This is a genomic window from Vibrio coralliirubri, from assembly GCF_024347375.1.
GTDB lineage: Bacteria > Pseudomonadota > Gammaproteobacteria > Enterobacterales > Vibrionaceae > Vibrio > Vibrio coralliirubri.
Window position 1 is genome coordinate 642,964 of sequence record NZ_AP025470.1, and the last position, 16,051, is coordinate 659,014.

General features: G+C 45.0%; 12 protein-coding genes. 8 read left to right on the forward strand and 4 right to left on the reverse strand.

Features of this window, described 5'->3' with window-relative positions:
- The first annotated feature begins 69 nt into the window (after nt 1-69).
- From OCV20_RS03175 to deoD, 5 genes are all read left to right on the forward strand, one after another.
- Entirely contained in the window at nt 70-1,332 is a 1,263-nt protein-coding gene (locus OCV20_RS03175) for a NupC/NupG family nucleoside CNT transporter (protein WP_017058833.1), read from the forward strand.
- 517 nt (nt 1,333-1,849) lie between these two features.
- Nucleotides 1,850-2,626 carry a deoxyribose-phosphate aldolase gene (deoC, locus tag OCV20_RS03180; protein ID WP_010436196.1) on the forward strand — a complete coding sequence of 259 codons (777 nt, stop codon included), beginning with the start codon at nt 1,850-1,852 and terminating at the stop codon, nt 2,624-2,626.
- 110 nt (nt 2,627-2,736) lie between these two features.
- On the forward strand, nt 2,737-4,065 hold the full coding sequence (deoA, locus tag OCV20_RS03185) for a thymidine phosphorylase (protein ID WP_048615578.1): 1,329 nt from the start codon (nt 2,737-2,739) through the stop codon (nt 4,063-4,065).
- A gap of 76 nt (nt 4,066-4,141) precedes the next feature.
- On the forward strand, nt 4,142-5,362 hold the full coding sequence (locus tag OCV20_RS03190; protein ID WP_086775324.1) for a phosphopentomutase: 1,221 nt from the start codon (nt 4,142-4,144) through the stop codon (nt 5,360-5,362).
- A 64-nt stretch (nt 5,363-5,426) separates the two neighbouring features.
- The gene (gene deoD, locus OCV20_RS03195; RefSeq protein WP_017063285.1) at nt 5,427-6,146 is read left to right on the forward strand and encodes a purine-nucleoside phosphorylase; all 720 of its coding nucleotides are present in this window, start codon (nt 5,427-5,429) and stop codon (nt 6,144-6,146) included.
- 109 nt (nt 6,147-6,255) lie between these two features.
- On the opposite strand, the gene OCV20_RS03200 is transcribed toward deoD, so the two are convergent.
- Complete coding sequence (locus OCV20_RS03200) at nt 6,256-6,867, reverse strand: YtjB family periplasmic protein (protein ID WP_082243025.1); 612 nt, start codon at nt 6,865-6,867, stop codon at nt 6,256-6,258.
- Nucleotides 6,868-6,976: 109 nt separating this feature from the next.
- On the opposite strand from OCV20_RS03200, the gene serB reads away from it, so the two are divergent.
- Nucleotides 6,977-7,957 (forward strand): phosphoserine phosphatase, encoded by a 981-nt coding sequence (gene serB / locus OCV20_RS03205; RefSeq protein ID WP_017058828.1) that lies wholly within the window; start codon nt 6,977-6,979, stop codon nt 7,955-7,957.
- A 122-nt stretch (nt 7,958-8,079) separates the two neighbouring features.
- Here serB and OCV20_RS03210 read toward each other — a convergent pair whose 3' ends face one another.
- Nucleotides 8,080-10,425, reverse strand: coding sequence for a PilZ domain-containing protein (locus tag OCV20_RS03210; protein WP_059020103.1), 2,346 nt, complete (start codon nt 10,423-10,425; stop codon nt 8,080-8,082).
- Between the two features lie 161 nt (nt 10,426-10,586).
- Between OCV20_RS03210 and radA the strand changes: the two genes are divergently transcribed.
- Complete coding sequence (gene radA / locus OCV20_RS03215) at nt 10,587-11,966, forward strand: DNA repair protein RadA (RefSeq protein WP_017058826.1); 1,380 nt, start codon at nt 10,587-10,589, stop codon at nt 11,964-11,966.
- 234 nt (nt 11,967-12,200) lie between these two features.
- Nucleotides 12,201-14,288, forward strand: a complete 2,088-nt coding sequence (fusA, locus tag OCV20_RS03220; protein ID WP_048612295.1) for an elongation factor G — start codon at nt 12,201-12,203, stop codon at nt 14,286-14,288.
- Nucleotides 14,289-14,460: 172 nt separating this feature from the next.
- On the opposite strand, the gene OCV20_RS03225 is transcribed toward fusA, so the two are convergent.
- Together OCV20_RS03225 and OCV20_RS03230 are read right to left on the reverse strand one after the other, a co-directional pair.
- Nucleotides 14,461-15,632 (reverse strand): IS3 family transposase gene (locus OCV20_RS03225; protein WP_108721736.1). Its coding sequence is split into 2 segments (ribosomal slippage): nt 14,461-15,350 and nt 15,350-15,632, totalling 1,173 coding nucleotides; the frame shifts between segments, so codons are not numbered across the junction.
- 169 nt (nt 15,633-15,801) lie between these two features.
- Nucleotides 15,802-16,014, reverse strand: a complete 213-nt coding sequence (locus OCV20_RS03230; protein ID WP_012604684.1) for a VF530 family protein — start codon at nt 16,012-16,014, stop codon at nt 15,802-15,804.
- Nucleotides 16,015-16,051: the final 37 nt, after the last annotated feature.

A 16,051-nucleotide genomic window follows, 5' to 3' on the forward strand; every position in this document is an offset into this window, starting at 1 on the left:
TAATTGCCTCCGCTTTATAGCCCCATTTTGTAACACGCCAATAAATAACTAATAAGGAAGTCATAAACTATGAGCCTGTTTATGAGCCTAGTCGGAATGGTTGCACTGATCGCAATCGCAGTACTACTATCTGACAACCGCAAAGCTATTAATCTAAGAACAGTGGGTGGCGCTTTCGCTATCCAATTCGCACTTGGTGCATTCGTACTTTACATCCCTTGGGGTCGTGATCTACTTGCAGGTTTCTCTGCTGGTGTAGCAAACGTGATCGACTACGGTAAAGACGGTACTGGTTTCCTATTCGGCAGCCTAGTTAACTTCTCAGTTGACGGTATCGGTTTCATCTTTGCTTTCCAAGTACTACCAACTCTGATTTTCTTCTCTGCACTTATCTCTGTACTTTACTACATTGGTGTTATGCAAATTGTAATCAAAGTTCTTGGTGGTGGTCTTCAGAAAGCTCTAGGTACTTCTCGCGCCGAGTCTATGTCTGCAGCAGCAAACATCTTCGTTGGTCAAACTGAAGCACCTCTAGTTGTTCGTCCATTTGTTCCTAAAATGACTAACTCTGAACTATTCGCAGTAATGTGTGGTGGTTTGGCTTCTGTAGCTGGTGGTGTACTAGCAGGTTACGCATCTATGGGTGTACCTCTAGAGTACCTAGTTGCAGCGTCATTCATGGCAGCACCTGGTGGTCTACTATTCGCTAAAATCATCAAGCCTGAAACAGATACGCCAGACGACAACATCGCTGACGAAATGGACGGTGGCGATGACAAACCAGCTAACGTTATTGACGCAGCAGCAGGTGGCGCATCAGTTGGTCTACAACTAGCACTTAACGTTGGTGCAATGCTACTAGCATTCATCGGTCTAATTGCTCTAATCAACGGTATCCTAGGTGGCATCGGTGGTTGGTTCGGTATGGAAAACCTAACTCTAGAACTTCTTCTAGGTTGGATCTTCGCACCGCTAGCATTCATCATTGGTGTTCCATGGGAAGAAGCAACTATCGCTGGTTCTTTCATTGGTCAGAAGACAGTTGTTAACGAATTCGTTGCATACCTAAACTTCGTACCATACGTTGGTGAAAACGCTCAAGTTGTTGCAGCAACTGGTCAAGTGATGTCTGAGAAGACTCAAGCTATCATCGCATTCGCACTATGTGGTTTCGCAAACCTTTCTTCAATTGCGATTCTTCTAGGTGGTCTAGGTGGTATTGCACCAAGCCGTCGCCACGACATCGCACGTATGGGTGTTAAAGCGGTAATTGCTGGTACTCTATCTAACCTGATGGCAGCAACAATTGCTGGCTTCTTCCTGTCTTTCTAATTAGTTAGAAATCGATATATAGACGCCATAATAATATCGCCCCGTAGCAAGAAATTGCTGCGGGGCTTTTTTGTTTTTAGGCCTAGTGATTCTTTGGCATAAGCATCAGCTTGAAGTCGACTAATGGGTCTAGAATGTTTTTTTGAGATACAAACCGTTTGCGTTCTAAGGAGCACTACAATTTATTGATGGATACCTATAATGTATAAGCTAAAGGGATAGGATGTCTCTGTTGGCAAGAAAGTAACCTCGAAATCAACTCGAACGTTATTCTTCTGGGATTAAGCCAAAATTAGCGATACGCTATAGATGTTAGACACAACATGACTGATTTGTTGTGCCATAGACCAAACTGGTACTGTGCGGTGACAAGGATTGCAATTGGTAGCGAAAGTTATCAAGTCTTCAGGGAACCAAGTCCGTTCATTTGTGGCTACTGAGCATTACTAAAATATCCATCTATACTGGATGGAGGGCGAAGTAGTTAACTATTTGAATATATTGATCGGAGATAGAAATGAGCGATTTAAAAGCAGCAGCTCTACGTGCACTTAAACTTATGGACCTAACTACGCTAAATGACGATGACACTACAGAAAAAGTAGTGGCGCTTTGTCATGACGCGAAGACTGCAGTAGGCAACACCGCTGCAATCTGTATTTACCCTCGCTTTATCCCAGCAGCTAAGAAAGCGTTGCGTGAGCAAGGTACTCCAGAAGTACGCATTGCGACTGTAACTAACTTCCCTCATGGTAATGACGACATCGAAATTGCTGTTGCAGAAACAAAAGCAGCGGTAGCGTACGGCGCAGACGAAGTTGACGTAGTATTCCCATACCGTGCTCTTATTGCTGGCAACGAAGAAGTTGGCTTTGAGCTAGTTAAACAGTGTAAAGCAGCGTGTGGTGACATCACGCTTAAAGTGATCATCGAAACAGGTGAACTGAAAGAAGAAGCACTGATCAAGAAAGCTTCTCAAATCTGTATCGAAGCAGGTGCAGACTTCATCAAAACTTCAACAGGTAAAGTGCCAGTAAACGCGACTCCAGAGTACGCGCGCATGATGCTTGAAGTTATTCGTGACATGGGCGTTGCTAAAACAGTTGGTTTCAAACCAGCAGGTGGCGTACGTACTGCTGAAGATGCAGCACTATACCTAGCAATGGCTGATGAGCTACTAGGCGCTGAGTGGGCAGACAACATGCACTACCGTTTTGGTGCTTCAAGCCTACTAACTAACCTTCTTAATACATTAGAAGTGACAGACCAAACTGCTGATCCAGCAGCATACTAATATCCCAATCGGGTGTAACAAGATTTAGTCTGTTTGATGGAGTGGCGTTAAGTCACTCCACATTACCTCTTTCCCTACATACCATACTCACTAGAGTTTGGGAGGCACTAATGTATCTACCTCAAGAAATTATTCGCAGAAAACGTGATGGTGAAGTCCTAACAGCTGAAGAAATTAACTTCTTTATTCAAGGTGTGGCTAAAAACACGGTTTCTGAAGGCCAAATTGCAGCATTCGCAATGGCTATCTTTTTTAATGAAATGACTATGCCAGAACGTATCGCACTAACGTGTGCAATGCGTGATTCAGGCATGGTGATTGACTGGAGCCACATGAATTTTGATGGCCCAATCGTTGATAAACACTCTACTGGTGGTGTTGGTGACGTTACTTCTCTGATGCTTGGCCCTATGGTGGCAGCATGTGGCGGTTTCGTTCCAATGATCTCTGGTCGTGGTTTAGGCCACACTGGCGGTACGCTAGACAAGCTGGAATCTATTCCGGGTTACAACATTACACCAACCAATGATGTGTTCGGTGAAGTAACGAAAGATGCTGGCGTGGCTATCATCGGTCAAACAGGTGATCTAGCTCCTGCTGACAAGCGTGTTTACGCAACTCGTGATATCACAGCAACAGTCGATAACATCTCGCTAATTACGGCTTCAATCCTATCTAAGAAACTGGCCGCTGGCCTCGATTCTCTAGTGATGGATGTAAAAGTAGGTTCAGGCGCATTCATGCCGACTTACGAAGCATCTGAAGAGCTAGCGAAATCTATCGTTGCAGTAGCAAACGGTGCGGGCACGAAAACAACTGCAATCCTAACGGACATGAACCAAGTGCTGGCTTCTTCAGCGGGGAACGCAGTAGAAGTTCGTGAAGCGGTTCAGTTCCTAACGGGTGAATACCGTAACCCACGCTTGTTAGAGATCACTCTAGCATCGTGTGCTGAAATGTTGGTGCTGGGTAACCTAGCTAAAGATTCAGACGAAGCGCGCGAAAAACTGATGGCAGTACTGGATAACGGTAAAGCAGCAGAGTGCTTTGGTAAGATGGTAGCGGGCCTTGGTGGTCCAGCTGATTTCGTAACGAACTACGATAACTACCTAGAAAAAGCAGACATTATTAAGCCAGTGTACGCGCTAGAAAGCGGTGTGGTATCAGCAATGGATACTCGTGCCATTGGTATGGCTGTGGTTGGTATGGGCGGCGGTCGTCGCGTAGCAACTGACAGCATTGATTACGCAGTCGGTTTTGATCACTTCATTCGCCTAGGTGAAGTTGCAAGTGAAGATAAGCCATTAGCAATGATTCATGCTCGCAACGAACAACAGTGGCAAGAAGCTGCAACAGCATTACAAAATGCAATCACTGTGGGCGGAGAATATACAGCAACGCCAGACGTTTACCGTCAGATTCGTTCTGAAGACGTGTAAATAACAGATATCGGCATGCCTAGTGTATGCCGATAAACAGAGTTCTGGTGCAAAGAGCAATAAGTTGGTGAAGAAAATGAAAAGAGCATTTATTTTAGTTTTAGATTCATTCGGTATCGGTGAAACAGCGGATGCGGACAAATTTGGTGATGTAGGTTCTGACACTATGGGCCACATCGCAGATCATTGTGATCAAGGTCTTGCAGACAATGCAGATCGTAAAGGTTCACTGACACTGCCAAACCTGTCTAAGCTAGGTCTAGCGATGGCTCACAAAGAGTCTACAGGTCGTTTTGCTCCTGGTATGGATGCAGACGCTGAGATCATTGGCGCATACGGTCACGCTGCTGAGCTGTCTTCTGGTAAAGACACGCCATCAGGTCACTGGGAAATCGCAGGTGTTCCTGTACTGTTTGACTGGGGCTACTTCACCGACAAAGAGAACAGCTTTCCAAAAGAACTGACTGACCGCATCCTTGAGCGTGCAGGCCTATCTGGTTTCTTAGGTAACTGCCACTCATCTGGCACGGAAATCCTAGATAACCTAGGTGAAGAGCATATGAAGACTGGCTTGCCTATCTTCTATACTTCTGCAGATTCTGTTTTCCAGATCGCTTGTCACGAAGAGACATTCGGCCTGCAAAACCTATTAGACCTTTGTCAGATTGCTCGTGAAGAGCTAGAAGACTACAACATTGGTCGTGTTATCGCTCGTCCGTTCATTGGTCCGGGCAAAGGTCAATTCGAACGTACTGGTAACCGTCGTGACCTTTCTGTTGAGCCACCTGCAGCTACCATTCTTCAGAAGTTGGTTGATGAGAAGGGCGGTAACGTTCACTCAATCGGTAAGATCTCTGATATCTACGCGGGTTGTGGCATCACTCAGAAAACCAAAGCAACAGGTATCCCTGCGCTATTTGAAGCAACCAAAGAAGCGATCAATGAAGCGGGCGACAACACTATCGTGTTCACTAACTTCGTTGATTTCGACTCAGCTTACGGCCACCGCCGTGATGTTGCTGGTTACGCAGCGGCACTTGAGTACTTCGATGGTCGCATCAATGAAATCATCGATATGATGAAAGAAGATGATGTACTTATCCTAACCGCTGACCACGGCTGTGATCCGACATGGCCAGGTACAGACCATACTCGTGAGCACATCCCTGTGATTGTATACGGTCAGAAGGTTTCAGCTGGTTCTTTAGGCCGTCGCGATACGTTCGCTGATATCGGTCAAAGCTTAGCGTCATACTTTGGTACATCGCCAATGGGACACGGTACAAGCTTTCTATAATAGTTAACGAAGAGAGAGGGAAACCTCTCTCTTCTTTTTTGTTTTGAGATTAAGGATATTTTCAATGGCTACTCCACATATTAATGCTGAAATGGGTGATTTCGCTGACGTAGTTTTAATGCCAGGCGACCCGCTACGTGCTAAATACATCGCTGAAACCTTCTTAGAAGAAGTGGTTCAAGTGTGCGACGTTCGCAACATGTTTGGTTACACCGGTACTTACAAAGGTCGTAAGGTTTCGGTAATGGGACACGGTATGGGCATTCCATCTTGTTCTATTTACGCGACTGAGCTGATCAAAGACTTTGGTGTGAAGAAGATCATTCGTGTGGGTAGTTGTGGTGCAGTGAGCGAAGATATCAAAGTGCGTGATGTGGTGATCGGCATGGGCGCATGTACTGACTCTAAAGTGAACCGTATTCGTTTTAAAGATCATGACTTTGCGGCTATTGCGGATTACAAAATGGTGCGCGCGGCAGAAGATGCAGCCAAAGCTCTCGGTGTCGGCGTAAAAGTCGGTAACCTGTTCTCGGCTGAGCTGTTCTACACGCCAGATCCAGAGATGTTCGAAGTAATGGACAAATACGGCATTGTTGGCGTAGAGATGGAAGCAGCTGGCATCTATGGTGTATGTGCTGAATACGGCGCAAAAGCTCTAACGATTTGTACTGTTTCTGACCACATCAAGACTGGTGAGCAAACGACATCAGATGAACGTCAAACGACTTTCAACGACATGATGGTTATCGCACTGGACTCTGTGTTGCTTGGCGACCAAGAATAATTTTGATTTGTCTTAGCTTGATAAGTTAACAGATAACAAAAAGCCCCGTTGCTGCCTGAGCGTCGGGGCTTTTTATTGGATTGCGATATTTTTTCTCAGTCTAGTGTGTTTATGAGCTTACATTCTTCAACAGTAAGTTCTCACCAGACTTAGTTGGTCTTCTGCGAATCAGCATGATGAACAACACGCCACTCACAAACCCCATCAACACCATACCGATCATGTAGCGATCACTTTTTCGGTAGTGGTGATCAGAAATCGCCGTCATCTTACCGGTTTCAAAAGTCACTCGAATAAAGCCGATGATCGTCTTCTCTGGTGAATAAATAGGTTCAACTAATTGTTGTCTGCCGATACTTGCTGTTGAAAGTGGCGTATCTAAGCCTAGAACCTCGCGTACCGAGAGGGCTTTTTCACTCGAAGCCAGTCGAATCCCCTCTGCATCATAGATGGTGGTATCGAACACCAGTCGGTCTTGAGACAGCTGATTACTTAGGTCAAGCAATCGCTCTTGGTCTTGTTGCGTGATCATCTTGCTGGCTGAAAGTGATGCCTGAGAGATAAGCAGCTTGGTAAGAGTTTCCAACTGTTTTGCTTGGATCTTCTCGTTACCTTTACTGATCACGACCGTATTTTTAATCGTTACAACGAACATGGTAGCCAACAAAATGAGGGCTAGCATTCGTAAAGCGTTACGTATTGAGAACAATGATTCATTCATGTTTCACGAAGCCTGAAATAAACAAATGTTATGATTAAGACATATTGAGACTTGCGTTTTCAAATTGCAATAGGTTAACGTTTAGCATAGTTAATTAGGAATCATACACATGGACGCTCAGAAATATCTGCCGATAAAAAGGCATACCACATTATTAACTCGACTCCCCGAGACTCGTTTCGCTTCTCAACTCGCTAAATCCAAGGCCAATTGGATTGTGTTTGGTGAGTACTTATCTCCACAATCTTTCGATGACATCGACTTTTTCACTGGCACTTACAACACCATCCTCGATACGTGGAAGGTTGGGCATTATGAAGTGGCTTTGATGTCAGGCAATCTAACGCCAGCACACGAAGAAATCCTCCAAGCGCTAAAGCTTGATTATGCTTGCCTTAGCGAGGTCCCAGACTTATCTAAGCCAGGTTTGATCGTGATGGATATGGATTCTACAGCGATTCAAATTGAATGCATTGATGAGATTGCTAAGCTAGCTGGAGTGGGAGAGTTAGTCTCTGAAATCACAGAACGAGCGATGCAAGGCGAGCTCGACTTTGAACAGAGCCTGCGCCAACGAGTAGGAGCACTGAAAGGTGCGGATGAGTCGATATTAGAGCAAGTGCGTCAGTCATTGCCATTCATGCCAGACTTGGTCGGGCTGGTGAATACTCTGAATAAGCTTGGCTGGAAAACAGCAATTGCATCAGGTGGGTTTACTTACTTCTCTGATTATCTGAAAGATACCCTTGATCTTGACCATGCTCAATCAAACACGCTTGAGATCGTCAACGGTAAGTTAACAGGTGAAGTGTTAGGTGATGTTGTTTCGGCGCAGACCAAAGCGGATATCTTGGTAGAGTTGGCTGAAGAGTACGAATTGGAACTGCACAATACCGTTGCCGTTGGTGATGGAGCCAATGACTTGGTGATGATGGGCTCTGCAGGTTTAGGCATTGCCTACCACGCAAAACCAAAAGTAGAGCAGCAAGCTCAAACTGCTGTGCGTTACGCAGGTTTAGGCGGGGTGCTGTGCATCTTGTCGGGTGTATTGGCTAAGCAGCAGAAGATCAGCTGGCAAGCAAAACCTTAGGAGTTCTACCTAAGTGCTATTAGCTATGTATCTTATTTAGCAATAGTGGCTCAGACACAAAAAAAGCAGGCTATCAGCCTGCTTTTTCTATTTTCATGCTTAAGTTAAGGCGCCACTCGAAGTTAGCGTGTTAGCTCCAATCGAATCAGCACTTCATCGGTAATATCTTCTATCTCGCCATAACCGATAAACGCCGTCACTTCATTCTCTAGTTTCTTAGCTTGATGCATACTGATGCGTGAAAGCTCTTCTAAATCAGACTGGAATAAACTCGTTAGCGGATTAAAGATAGGTGCCGTGGTGACTCGCAATACATACACGTCACCTAAGTGCTGCGCTTTTTTAATGAATAAGATGCGTTCTTTTGCTGAGGCGAAGTCTTTAACCAATTTGGTGTGTACCGATTGGATCTTGTCGCCAAACTTCACTGCGGCAATGTACACGTCATGATGCTTCGGTTCTGCACCTTCAATTCTTTTCAGTGGTTCAGCCAACAGCGAGTTGGTGTGACCCTTAAAGATTGGCTCCAGTGAGAACTTTTGGTTGTGACCAAGTTTAGCGAGTAACGTTAGATGCTTATTCAGTGGAAAATTCACACCAATGATCTTACAGCGCAGCGTTGAACTTGGCTTATCAATGAATATTGGGTTACTGACCATCTTGCTCAACAAAATGTTGTGCAGTGATTCGAGTAGTGAATGCGTTGGCAGTATCTCTTGCTTCTTAATCAGCTTACTTTGGTTTTGATCGATAAGCCCATTAAGGAAGGCGATAGTACGCATTGTCTTGGCGTTCTCGGCAATAACCAACTGCACGTTGCGGCCATTCGGACTCACTCGAATTACGTGGTAAGGCACGGTGCTTAGTGGCAGGTTCTTGTCATAGAGCTGCAGTTCATTGAAGTTCACTAATACCGGATCATTAATCTTGAGTACCATTGGGTGTTCAAGGCTAATGCTCAGTCCACGCTTCGAGATATCTAAGGTGTGTCCGTTCGCCGCTGCGCCATCTTGTGATGTGAGTTGCAACGGTGACTTAAATTGGTATCTCGGCTCTTTACGACGAGTCTGAGAGTCAAAGTAGATGCTTTGAATATTGCCGACGACAGTACGCGGGTGACGGAAGCGGTTCAATTCACTGCTTGGAATGCGTGGTTTTTCACTCAGAAGATAATCAGCTGCACTTTCGTGATCGCCGATCTCTTGCAAGATTCCGCAATGCGTCAGTTGAGCTGAGCTTTGAGCCAGCGTGTCCGAGTGTTTAGCTAATGCTTGTCGTTCGGTGTCTGATAGTTCGAAAACCGAGAACTTGAACGCCTTCCAACTTTTACGTTTGCCACCGATGTGCCAGAACAGCTGTCTTTGTTCACGAGAGGCTTCAGGCAGCATCATTGAATAGAACAAGGTCTTGTTTTGGTGTTCATGGGTAAACGAATAGATAACGTTACTGGTTCCCTTCACTCCTGGTTTCGCCAGCAGGTTCATACGTTGCTCGTTGAACAGGGTGCCCAGCGCTTGTTGATTTCGCTCGTCGTGCCAGTATTGCCATAACGGATGGTTGTTATCCGTCAGTAGGGCAAGCTTTAGTTCGCTGCCGCTGAAAAACAGGGGAAGGTTACAAGTGTGCTTTAAATAGGTGTGTTCGATTCCTCGAGTACGAGTTCGAATGACCCTATCTTGATTTTCATGGCTGGTTTTCTTACTGGTGCTATTTAAAGACTCATCGAGTAAGCGAGCCACAATATTGTTGTCGCTTACCTTGATGGTTCTTAGAAATTTGACCGCGTTGTTCTCATAAGATTCGTCGATACCCAAAACACGAAATTCAACCGCTTGGTTAACATCGTTTTCTTGGGACTTTTCGATAAGCTCTGAGAACTTAACGCTGATGATCTCGCCGAGGTTGTATCGAAAGGCGCTCGGCACCTTGAACTTTGCACCTGACGGGGATATATCAACCGTTACACCATGTAGGCTTTGACCTTTCGATGTGGTGATCTCTACCTGCGAGCTAATCTTGAGTCTGTTCTCTTGGCGCTTTAAGTCGTAACCTAGGTTAATAGCTTCCGCTTCATACGGGCTATTGGCGCTAGTAATGTCGTGGTTACCTTGAGAAGATGTTTTAACAACGCTCAGAGGCTGAGTTCGCGGAGTCATTACTAACTCCCATGCGCCTTCTGTGTAACCTTTAAACTTTTTCGTACCACGTTGATACGCGTTTAAAGCGATGTCATCGAGCCAGTGCTTACGGCCGTCTAACGTGAACTGACGACATTCATTATCAATGCGCCCACGTAAATCAATGCTCTTTGTACACGGAGCCATGATACGATTCAGTTCCATTTTAACCAGCAGTTTTAGAGACGGAGATTCGCCTTCTGTCATTTGAGAAAGAAGGAATTCGAAATCTTCGGCGTGGTAGGCCGGGATAAGACGTTCTGCTACAGATAGAATTTCAGATTGCTGCATACTTTTCTTGTTAGAATGGACGGTGCATTTATGTTATCGACTAGTTTAAATCGATCTTTAAGTATAAGTGGTATGACTGCAACGTTTATTTTCACCCGTACGGTCAAATAAGTCACAAATTGACAACATCATTGTGTAACTGAGTAAATTATTGAGGTTTTATGGCTAAGGCAAAACGAGCTTATGTGTGTAATGACTGTGGTGCTGACTTTCCACGTTGGCAGGGGCAGTGCAACGCATGTGGTGCTTGGAACACGATTACAGAAGTTAGGTTAGCCGCTTCACCTCAAGTAGCGCGCAATGAAAGATTATCTGGTTATGCAGGTGCAGTAACAGAATCGAGCGTTCAGACATTATCTGAAATTAATCTACAAGAAGTGCCACGCTTTAGTAGTGGCTTCAAAGAGCTCGACCGCGTACTCGGTGGTGGTGTTGTCCCTGGTGCTGCGATCCTGATTGGTGGTAACCCAGGCGCGGGTAAATCAACATTACTATTGCAGACCATGTGTCAGCTATCTTCTCAACTGCCGACTCTTTATGTAACAGGTGAGGAATCCTTACAGCAGGTTGCAATGCGCGCCTCTCGACTTGGATTACCAAAAGAGCACCTAAAGATGCTCTCTGAAACCAACGTAGATAAGATCTGTCAGGTTGCCGAAAAAGAACAGCCAAAGATCATGGTTATCGACTCCATCCAAGTTATGCACGTTGCTGATGTTCAATCTTCACCGGGCAGTGTTGCTCAGGTTCGTGAATCGGCAACTGCATTAACGCGCTACGCAAAACAGAATAACGTTGCTGTGTTCTTAGTTGGACACGTAACTAAAGACGGCACCTTAGCGGGGCCAAAAGTACTTGAGCACATTATTGACTGTTCTGTTCTATTGGATGGCGGAACCGATAGCCGCTTTAGAACACTGCGCAGCCACAAAAACCGTTTTGGTGCGGTCAATGAGCTTGGCGTGTTTGCCATGACAGGCCAAGGACTAAAAGAAGTCAGCAACCCATCGGCGATCTTCTTGTCTCGTGGCGAAGAAGAAACCTCGGGCAGTTCGGTGATGGTGGTTTGGGAAGGTACTCGTCCATTACTTGTTGAAATTCAAGCGCTGGTGGATTATTCCCAGCTGGCTAACCCGCGTCGTGTCGCTGTCGGCCTAGAGCAAAACAGGCTTTCGTTGTTATTAGCTGTGCTGCATAAACACGGCGGCTTACAAATGGCTGACCAAGATGTGTTTGTGAATGTCGTCGGTGGTGTTAAAGTAACCGAAACCAGTGCTGATCTTGCGTTGGTGATGGCTCTACTTTCAAGTTTCAGAGATCGCGCATTGCCAAAAGATGTGGTGGTATTTGGAGAAGTAGGCCTAGCGGGTGAGATTCGACCGGTACCAAGTGGGCAAGAGCGTCTTAATGAGGCATTTAAACACGGCTTCAAGAAAGCGATTGTACCGGCGGCTAACATGCCTAAGGGAGGTATTCCTGGAATGCAGATCCATGGTGTGAAAAAATTATCAGAAGCAATTAATGCTTTTGATGAGTTGTAATTGAGCTCACTTCAGCTACTCTATACAGCAGAAATTCAGTCTAACTTAAACGCCAATTGCGCTTTAGATTAGCACTAAACTAAACAATCATTTAGATTGTTTCTACAGATTGCCTTTTTCTATATGTTAGAAAAAGGCAAAGTTTTTTAGTCCCAAATGCATGCAAAGCTATCAGTCTTCACAGATTGTGATATACTCTGCGCGCATTTTATATCCTATTAACAGAGTAAGACAATGGCAGATTTATCGAAATACAGAAACATTGGTATTTTCGCGCACGTTGATGCGGGTAAAACAACTACCACTGAGCGTATCCTTAAGCTAACTGGTCAAATCCACAAGACTGGTGAAGTACATGATGGCGAATCAACTACTGACTTCATGGAACAGGAAGCTGAGCGCGGTATTACTATCCAATCAGCAGCTGTAAGCTGTTTCTGGAACGGTCACCGTCTAAACGTTATCGATACTCCTGGACACGTTGACTTCACAGTTGAAGTATACCGTTCTCTTAAAGTACTTGATGGCGGTATCGGTGTATTCTGTGGTTCTGGTGGTGTTGAACCTCAATCAGAAACTAACTGGCGCTACGCTAACGAATCAGAAGTATCTCGTCTGATCTTCGTTAACAAACTAGACCGTATGGGTGCAGATTTCTACAACGTTGTTGACCAAGTTAAAAACGTTCTAGGTGCTACTCCTCTAGTTATGGTTCTACCAATCGGCCGCGAAGATGAATTCGTGGGTGTTGTAGACCTTCTAAGCCGTAAAGCATACGTTTGGGATGACACTGGTCTTCCTGAAAACTACGAAATTCTAGATGTTCCTGCGGACATGGTAGATGACGTAGAGCAATACCGTGAAGAGCTAATCGAAACTGCTGTAGAGCAAGACGATGACCTAATGGAAGCTTACATGGAAGGTGAAGAGCCTTCTATCGAAGATATCAAGCGTTGTATCCGTAAAGGTACTCGTGACCTAGCGTTCTTCCCAACTTTCTGTGGTTCTGCATTCAAGAACAAGGGCGTACAAATCGTTCTTGACGCTGTTGTAGATTACCTACCTTCTCCAACTGAAGTTGATCCTCAACCTCTAATGGACGAGAACGGCGAAGAAACTGGCGAACACGCTATCGTTTCTACAGATGAAACTTTCAAAGCGCTTGCATTCAAAATCATGGATGACCGTTTTGGTGCTCTAACTTTCGTTCGTATTTACTCTGGTAAACTGAACAAAGGTGACACGATTCTTAACTCATTCACTGGCAAAACAGAACGTGTTGGCCGTATGGTTGAGATGCAAGCTGATGACCGTAACGAACTAACTAGCGCACAAGCTGGTGACATCATTGCGATCGTTGGTATGAAGAACGTGCAAACTGGTCACACTCTATGTGATCCTAAGCACCAAGTAACGCTTGAGCCAATGGTATTCCCAACTCCAGTAATCTCAATCGCTGTATCTCCAAAAGATAAAGGCGGTTCTGAGAAAATGGGTATCGCGATCGGTAAAATGGTTGCAGAAGATCCATCTTTCCAAGTTGAGACTGACGAAGAGACTGGCGAAACTATCCTGAAAGGTATGGGTGAACTTCACCTAGACATCAAGGTAGATATCCTTAAGCGTACATACGGCGTTGACCTAACTGTAGGTGCTCCTCAAGTTGCTTACCGTGAAACTATCACTCAAGCAATTGAAGATAGCTACACGCACAAGAAGCAATCTGGTGGTTCTGGTCAATTCGGTAAGATCGATTACCGTATCAAACCAGGCGAAGCAGGTTCTGGCTTCAAGTTCAACTCTGTAGTTGTGGGCGGTAACGTTCCTAAAGAATTCTGGCCTGCAGTTGAGAAAGGCTTCGCATCTATGATGGAAAACGGCGTACTAGCTGGCTTCCCAACTCTAGACGTTGAAGTTGAACTTTTCGATGGTGGTTTCCACGCAGTCGATTCATCTGCAATCGCATTTGAAATCGCAGCGAAAGGCGCATTCCGTCAATCTATGCCTAAAGCTGGCGCGCAACTTCTTGAGCCTATCATGAACGTTGACGTGTTCACTCCAGACGATCACGTTGGTGATGTTATCGGTGACCTTAACCGTCGTCGTGGCATGATCAAAGATCAACAAGCTGGCGTTACTGGTGTTCGTATTAAAGCTGACGTACCTCTTTCTGAGATGTTCGGCTACATCGGTCACCTACGTACTATCACTTCTGGTCGTGGCCAATTCTCTATGGAATTCGCACAATACGCACCATGTCCAACTAACGTTGCTGACGAAGTGATTGCAAAAGTTAAAGCAGAAAAAGAAGCTGGTAAGTAATTAGCCCTTTTCTCAATTAGCTAAAAAAGCCCCGCAAGTGAAAGCTTGCGGGGCTTTTTATTGTTTGTAACATACTGCGAGATGCGAGATGCGAGATGCGAGATGCGAGATGCGAGATGCGAGATGCGAGATGCGAGATGTGATATGGCCCCTAAAAAGTAGACACAGGGGTTTAGTTGATTAGTTCAAAGTCCATGGGACTCACTCCACCTAGAGTCCCATGTCTTCTTACTGGATTATAATAGGTATCGATATAAATTCGACTCTGCATCGTCATTTCTTGTCGTGAAAGCTGATCTAAGTTGTTCATCCACTCTTTCTTATATTGCGCAAAGAAGCTTTCGGAACAAGCGTTGTCCCAACAGTTTCCTTTTCTCGACATGCTGACTTTAATCTTTCGTTTACGGTGCCAACGGATCGTCTCCAACGCTCGATACTGTATACCTTGATCGGAGTGAAACAAAAGCTCGTGACCTAAGGGCTGCCTTTGTTTCCAAGCCTTATTCAGGCTTCTTAGCACTAACTTTGCGTTATTAATGCGACTTGTCGACCAACCAATCACTTTGCGTGAAAACAAATCTAAGACGACGCACAGGTATTGCCAACCATCAGTACAGCGCACCTGAGTTATATCTGACACCCAAACTCGATCGGGTTTATCCACCTTAAATTGACGGGCAAGAATGTTATAGGCAGGTATAAGCGTATTTTGTCTTGGTGCTCGTCCATATCGCTTCTTGCTCGCGCAAGAGCGATAGCCCATATTCTGCAGAAGCCTCTGTACTCGCTTTTTATTACAAATAAAGCCGTTAGCGACCGCTGCTTCCCAAAGCTTTCGATAGCCTGGAATACAATACTGAGCTTTGCTTTCTCTCCTCAAGTAGTGACTTAAAGACTCATTGTCTGTCTCTCGCTTCGATGGTTTCCTTGTTAGCCACTTGTAATAACCCGCTTTAGAAACACCCAACCATTGGCATAGTCGTATGACAGGAAGCTTCACACTGGCCTTCTTAAGGATATACTCGAACCTTATTCTTTTTGGCTGTCGAAGAAAGCCTTCGCTTCCTTTAAGAAATCATTCTCCAGCTCTGCCATCTCAAGCTTCTTTTTCAATTGACGGATCTCTTTCTCCAGTTGTGCAAAGGATTTTTCGGGGCCGTGGTTAGGTATTGGGAGGGAGTTAGTCTTTTTCGATGTCATTTGGCATCTCCATTTAGAAAGTAGCACCGGCGATATTCCTAAGGATAGTGCTACTGACTTAACGGTATCAGAAGAATCGAGAGATCGCTGAACAGCTTCTCGTTTAAATTCGTCTGTATATTGTCTTTGTGATTTTACTTTCATGACACTCAATGCTCTGTATTAAGTGTCTACTTTTATGGGGTCACATCAGATGCGAGATGCGAGATGCGAGATGCGAGATGCGAGATGCGAGATAGATATGGCCCCTAAAAAATAGACACAGGGGTTGTCCCGCATTTAATCAACACGGGACAGATAAAGTAGGGAGAGACTAACGCTTTAAGTCGATGTAAATCTGCTCTACCTTGGTACGTGCCCAATCTGTTTTACGCAAAAATTTTAAGCTCGATTTAATGCTCGGGTCTTTTTTAAAGCAGTTGATGTTCACCATGTAACTCAACTCTTCCCAACCGTAATGTTCAACCAATTCAGTCAGTAGCTTCTGTAGCGTGATACCGTGAAGTGGATTATTGTCTTGTGTCATGAGATGTTCTCGCCATTTATTTGAGTTAAGTATACCA

What these genes read in the sequence shown, in the direction of transcription:
- OCV20_RS03175 (WP_017058833.1), top strand. Translation starts at nt 70, where the DNA reads ATGAGCCTGTTTATGAGCCTAGTCGGAATGGTTGCACTGATCGCAATC.
- OCV20_RS03230 (WP_012604684.1), bottom strand. Translation starts at nt 16,014, where the DNA reads ATGACACAAGACAATAATCCACTTCACGGTATCACGCTACAGAAGCTA.
- OCV20_RS03210 (WP_059020103.1), bottom strand. Translation starts at nt 10,425, where the DNA reads ATGCAGCAATCTGAAATTCTATCTGTAGCAGAACGTCTTATCCCGGCC.
- deoD (WP_017063285.1), top strand. Translation starts at nt 5,427, where the DNA reads ATGGCTACTCCACATATTAATGCTGAAATGGGTGATTTCGCTGACGTA.
- OCV20_RS03200 (WP_082243025.1), bottom strand. Translation starts at nt 6,867, where the DNA reads ATGAATGAATCATTGTTCTCAATACGTAACGCTTTACGAATGCTAGCC.
- serB (WP_017058828.1), top strand. Translation starts at nt 6,977, where the DNA reads ATGGACGCTCAGAAATATCTGCCGATAAAAAGGCATACCACATTATTA.
- deoA (WP_048615578.1), top strand. Translation starts at nt 2,737, where the DNA reads ATGTATCTACCTCAAGAAATTATTCGCAGAAAACGTGATGGTGAAGTC.
- OCV20_RS03190 (WP_086775324.1), top strand. Translation starts at nt 4,142, where the DNA reads ATGAAAAGAGCATTTATTTTAGTTTTAGATTCATTCGGTATCGGTGAA.
- fusA (WP_048612295.1), top strand. Translation starts at nt 12,201, where the DNA reads ATGGCAGATTTATCGAAATACAGAAACATTGGTATTTTCGCGCACGTT.
- deoC (WP_010436196.1), top strand. Translation starts at nt 1,850, where the DNA reads ATGAGCGATTTAAAAGCAGCAGCTCTACGTGCACTTAAACTTATGGAC.
- radA (WP_017058826.1), top strand. Translation starts at nt 10,587, where the DNA reads ATGGCTAAGGCAAAACGAGCTTATGTGTGTAATGACTGTGGTGCTGAC.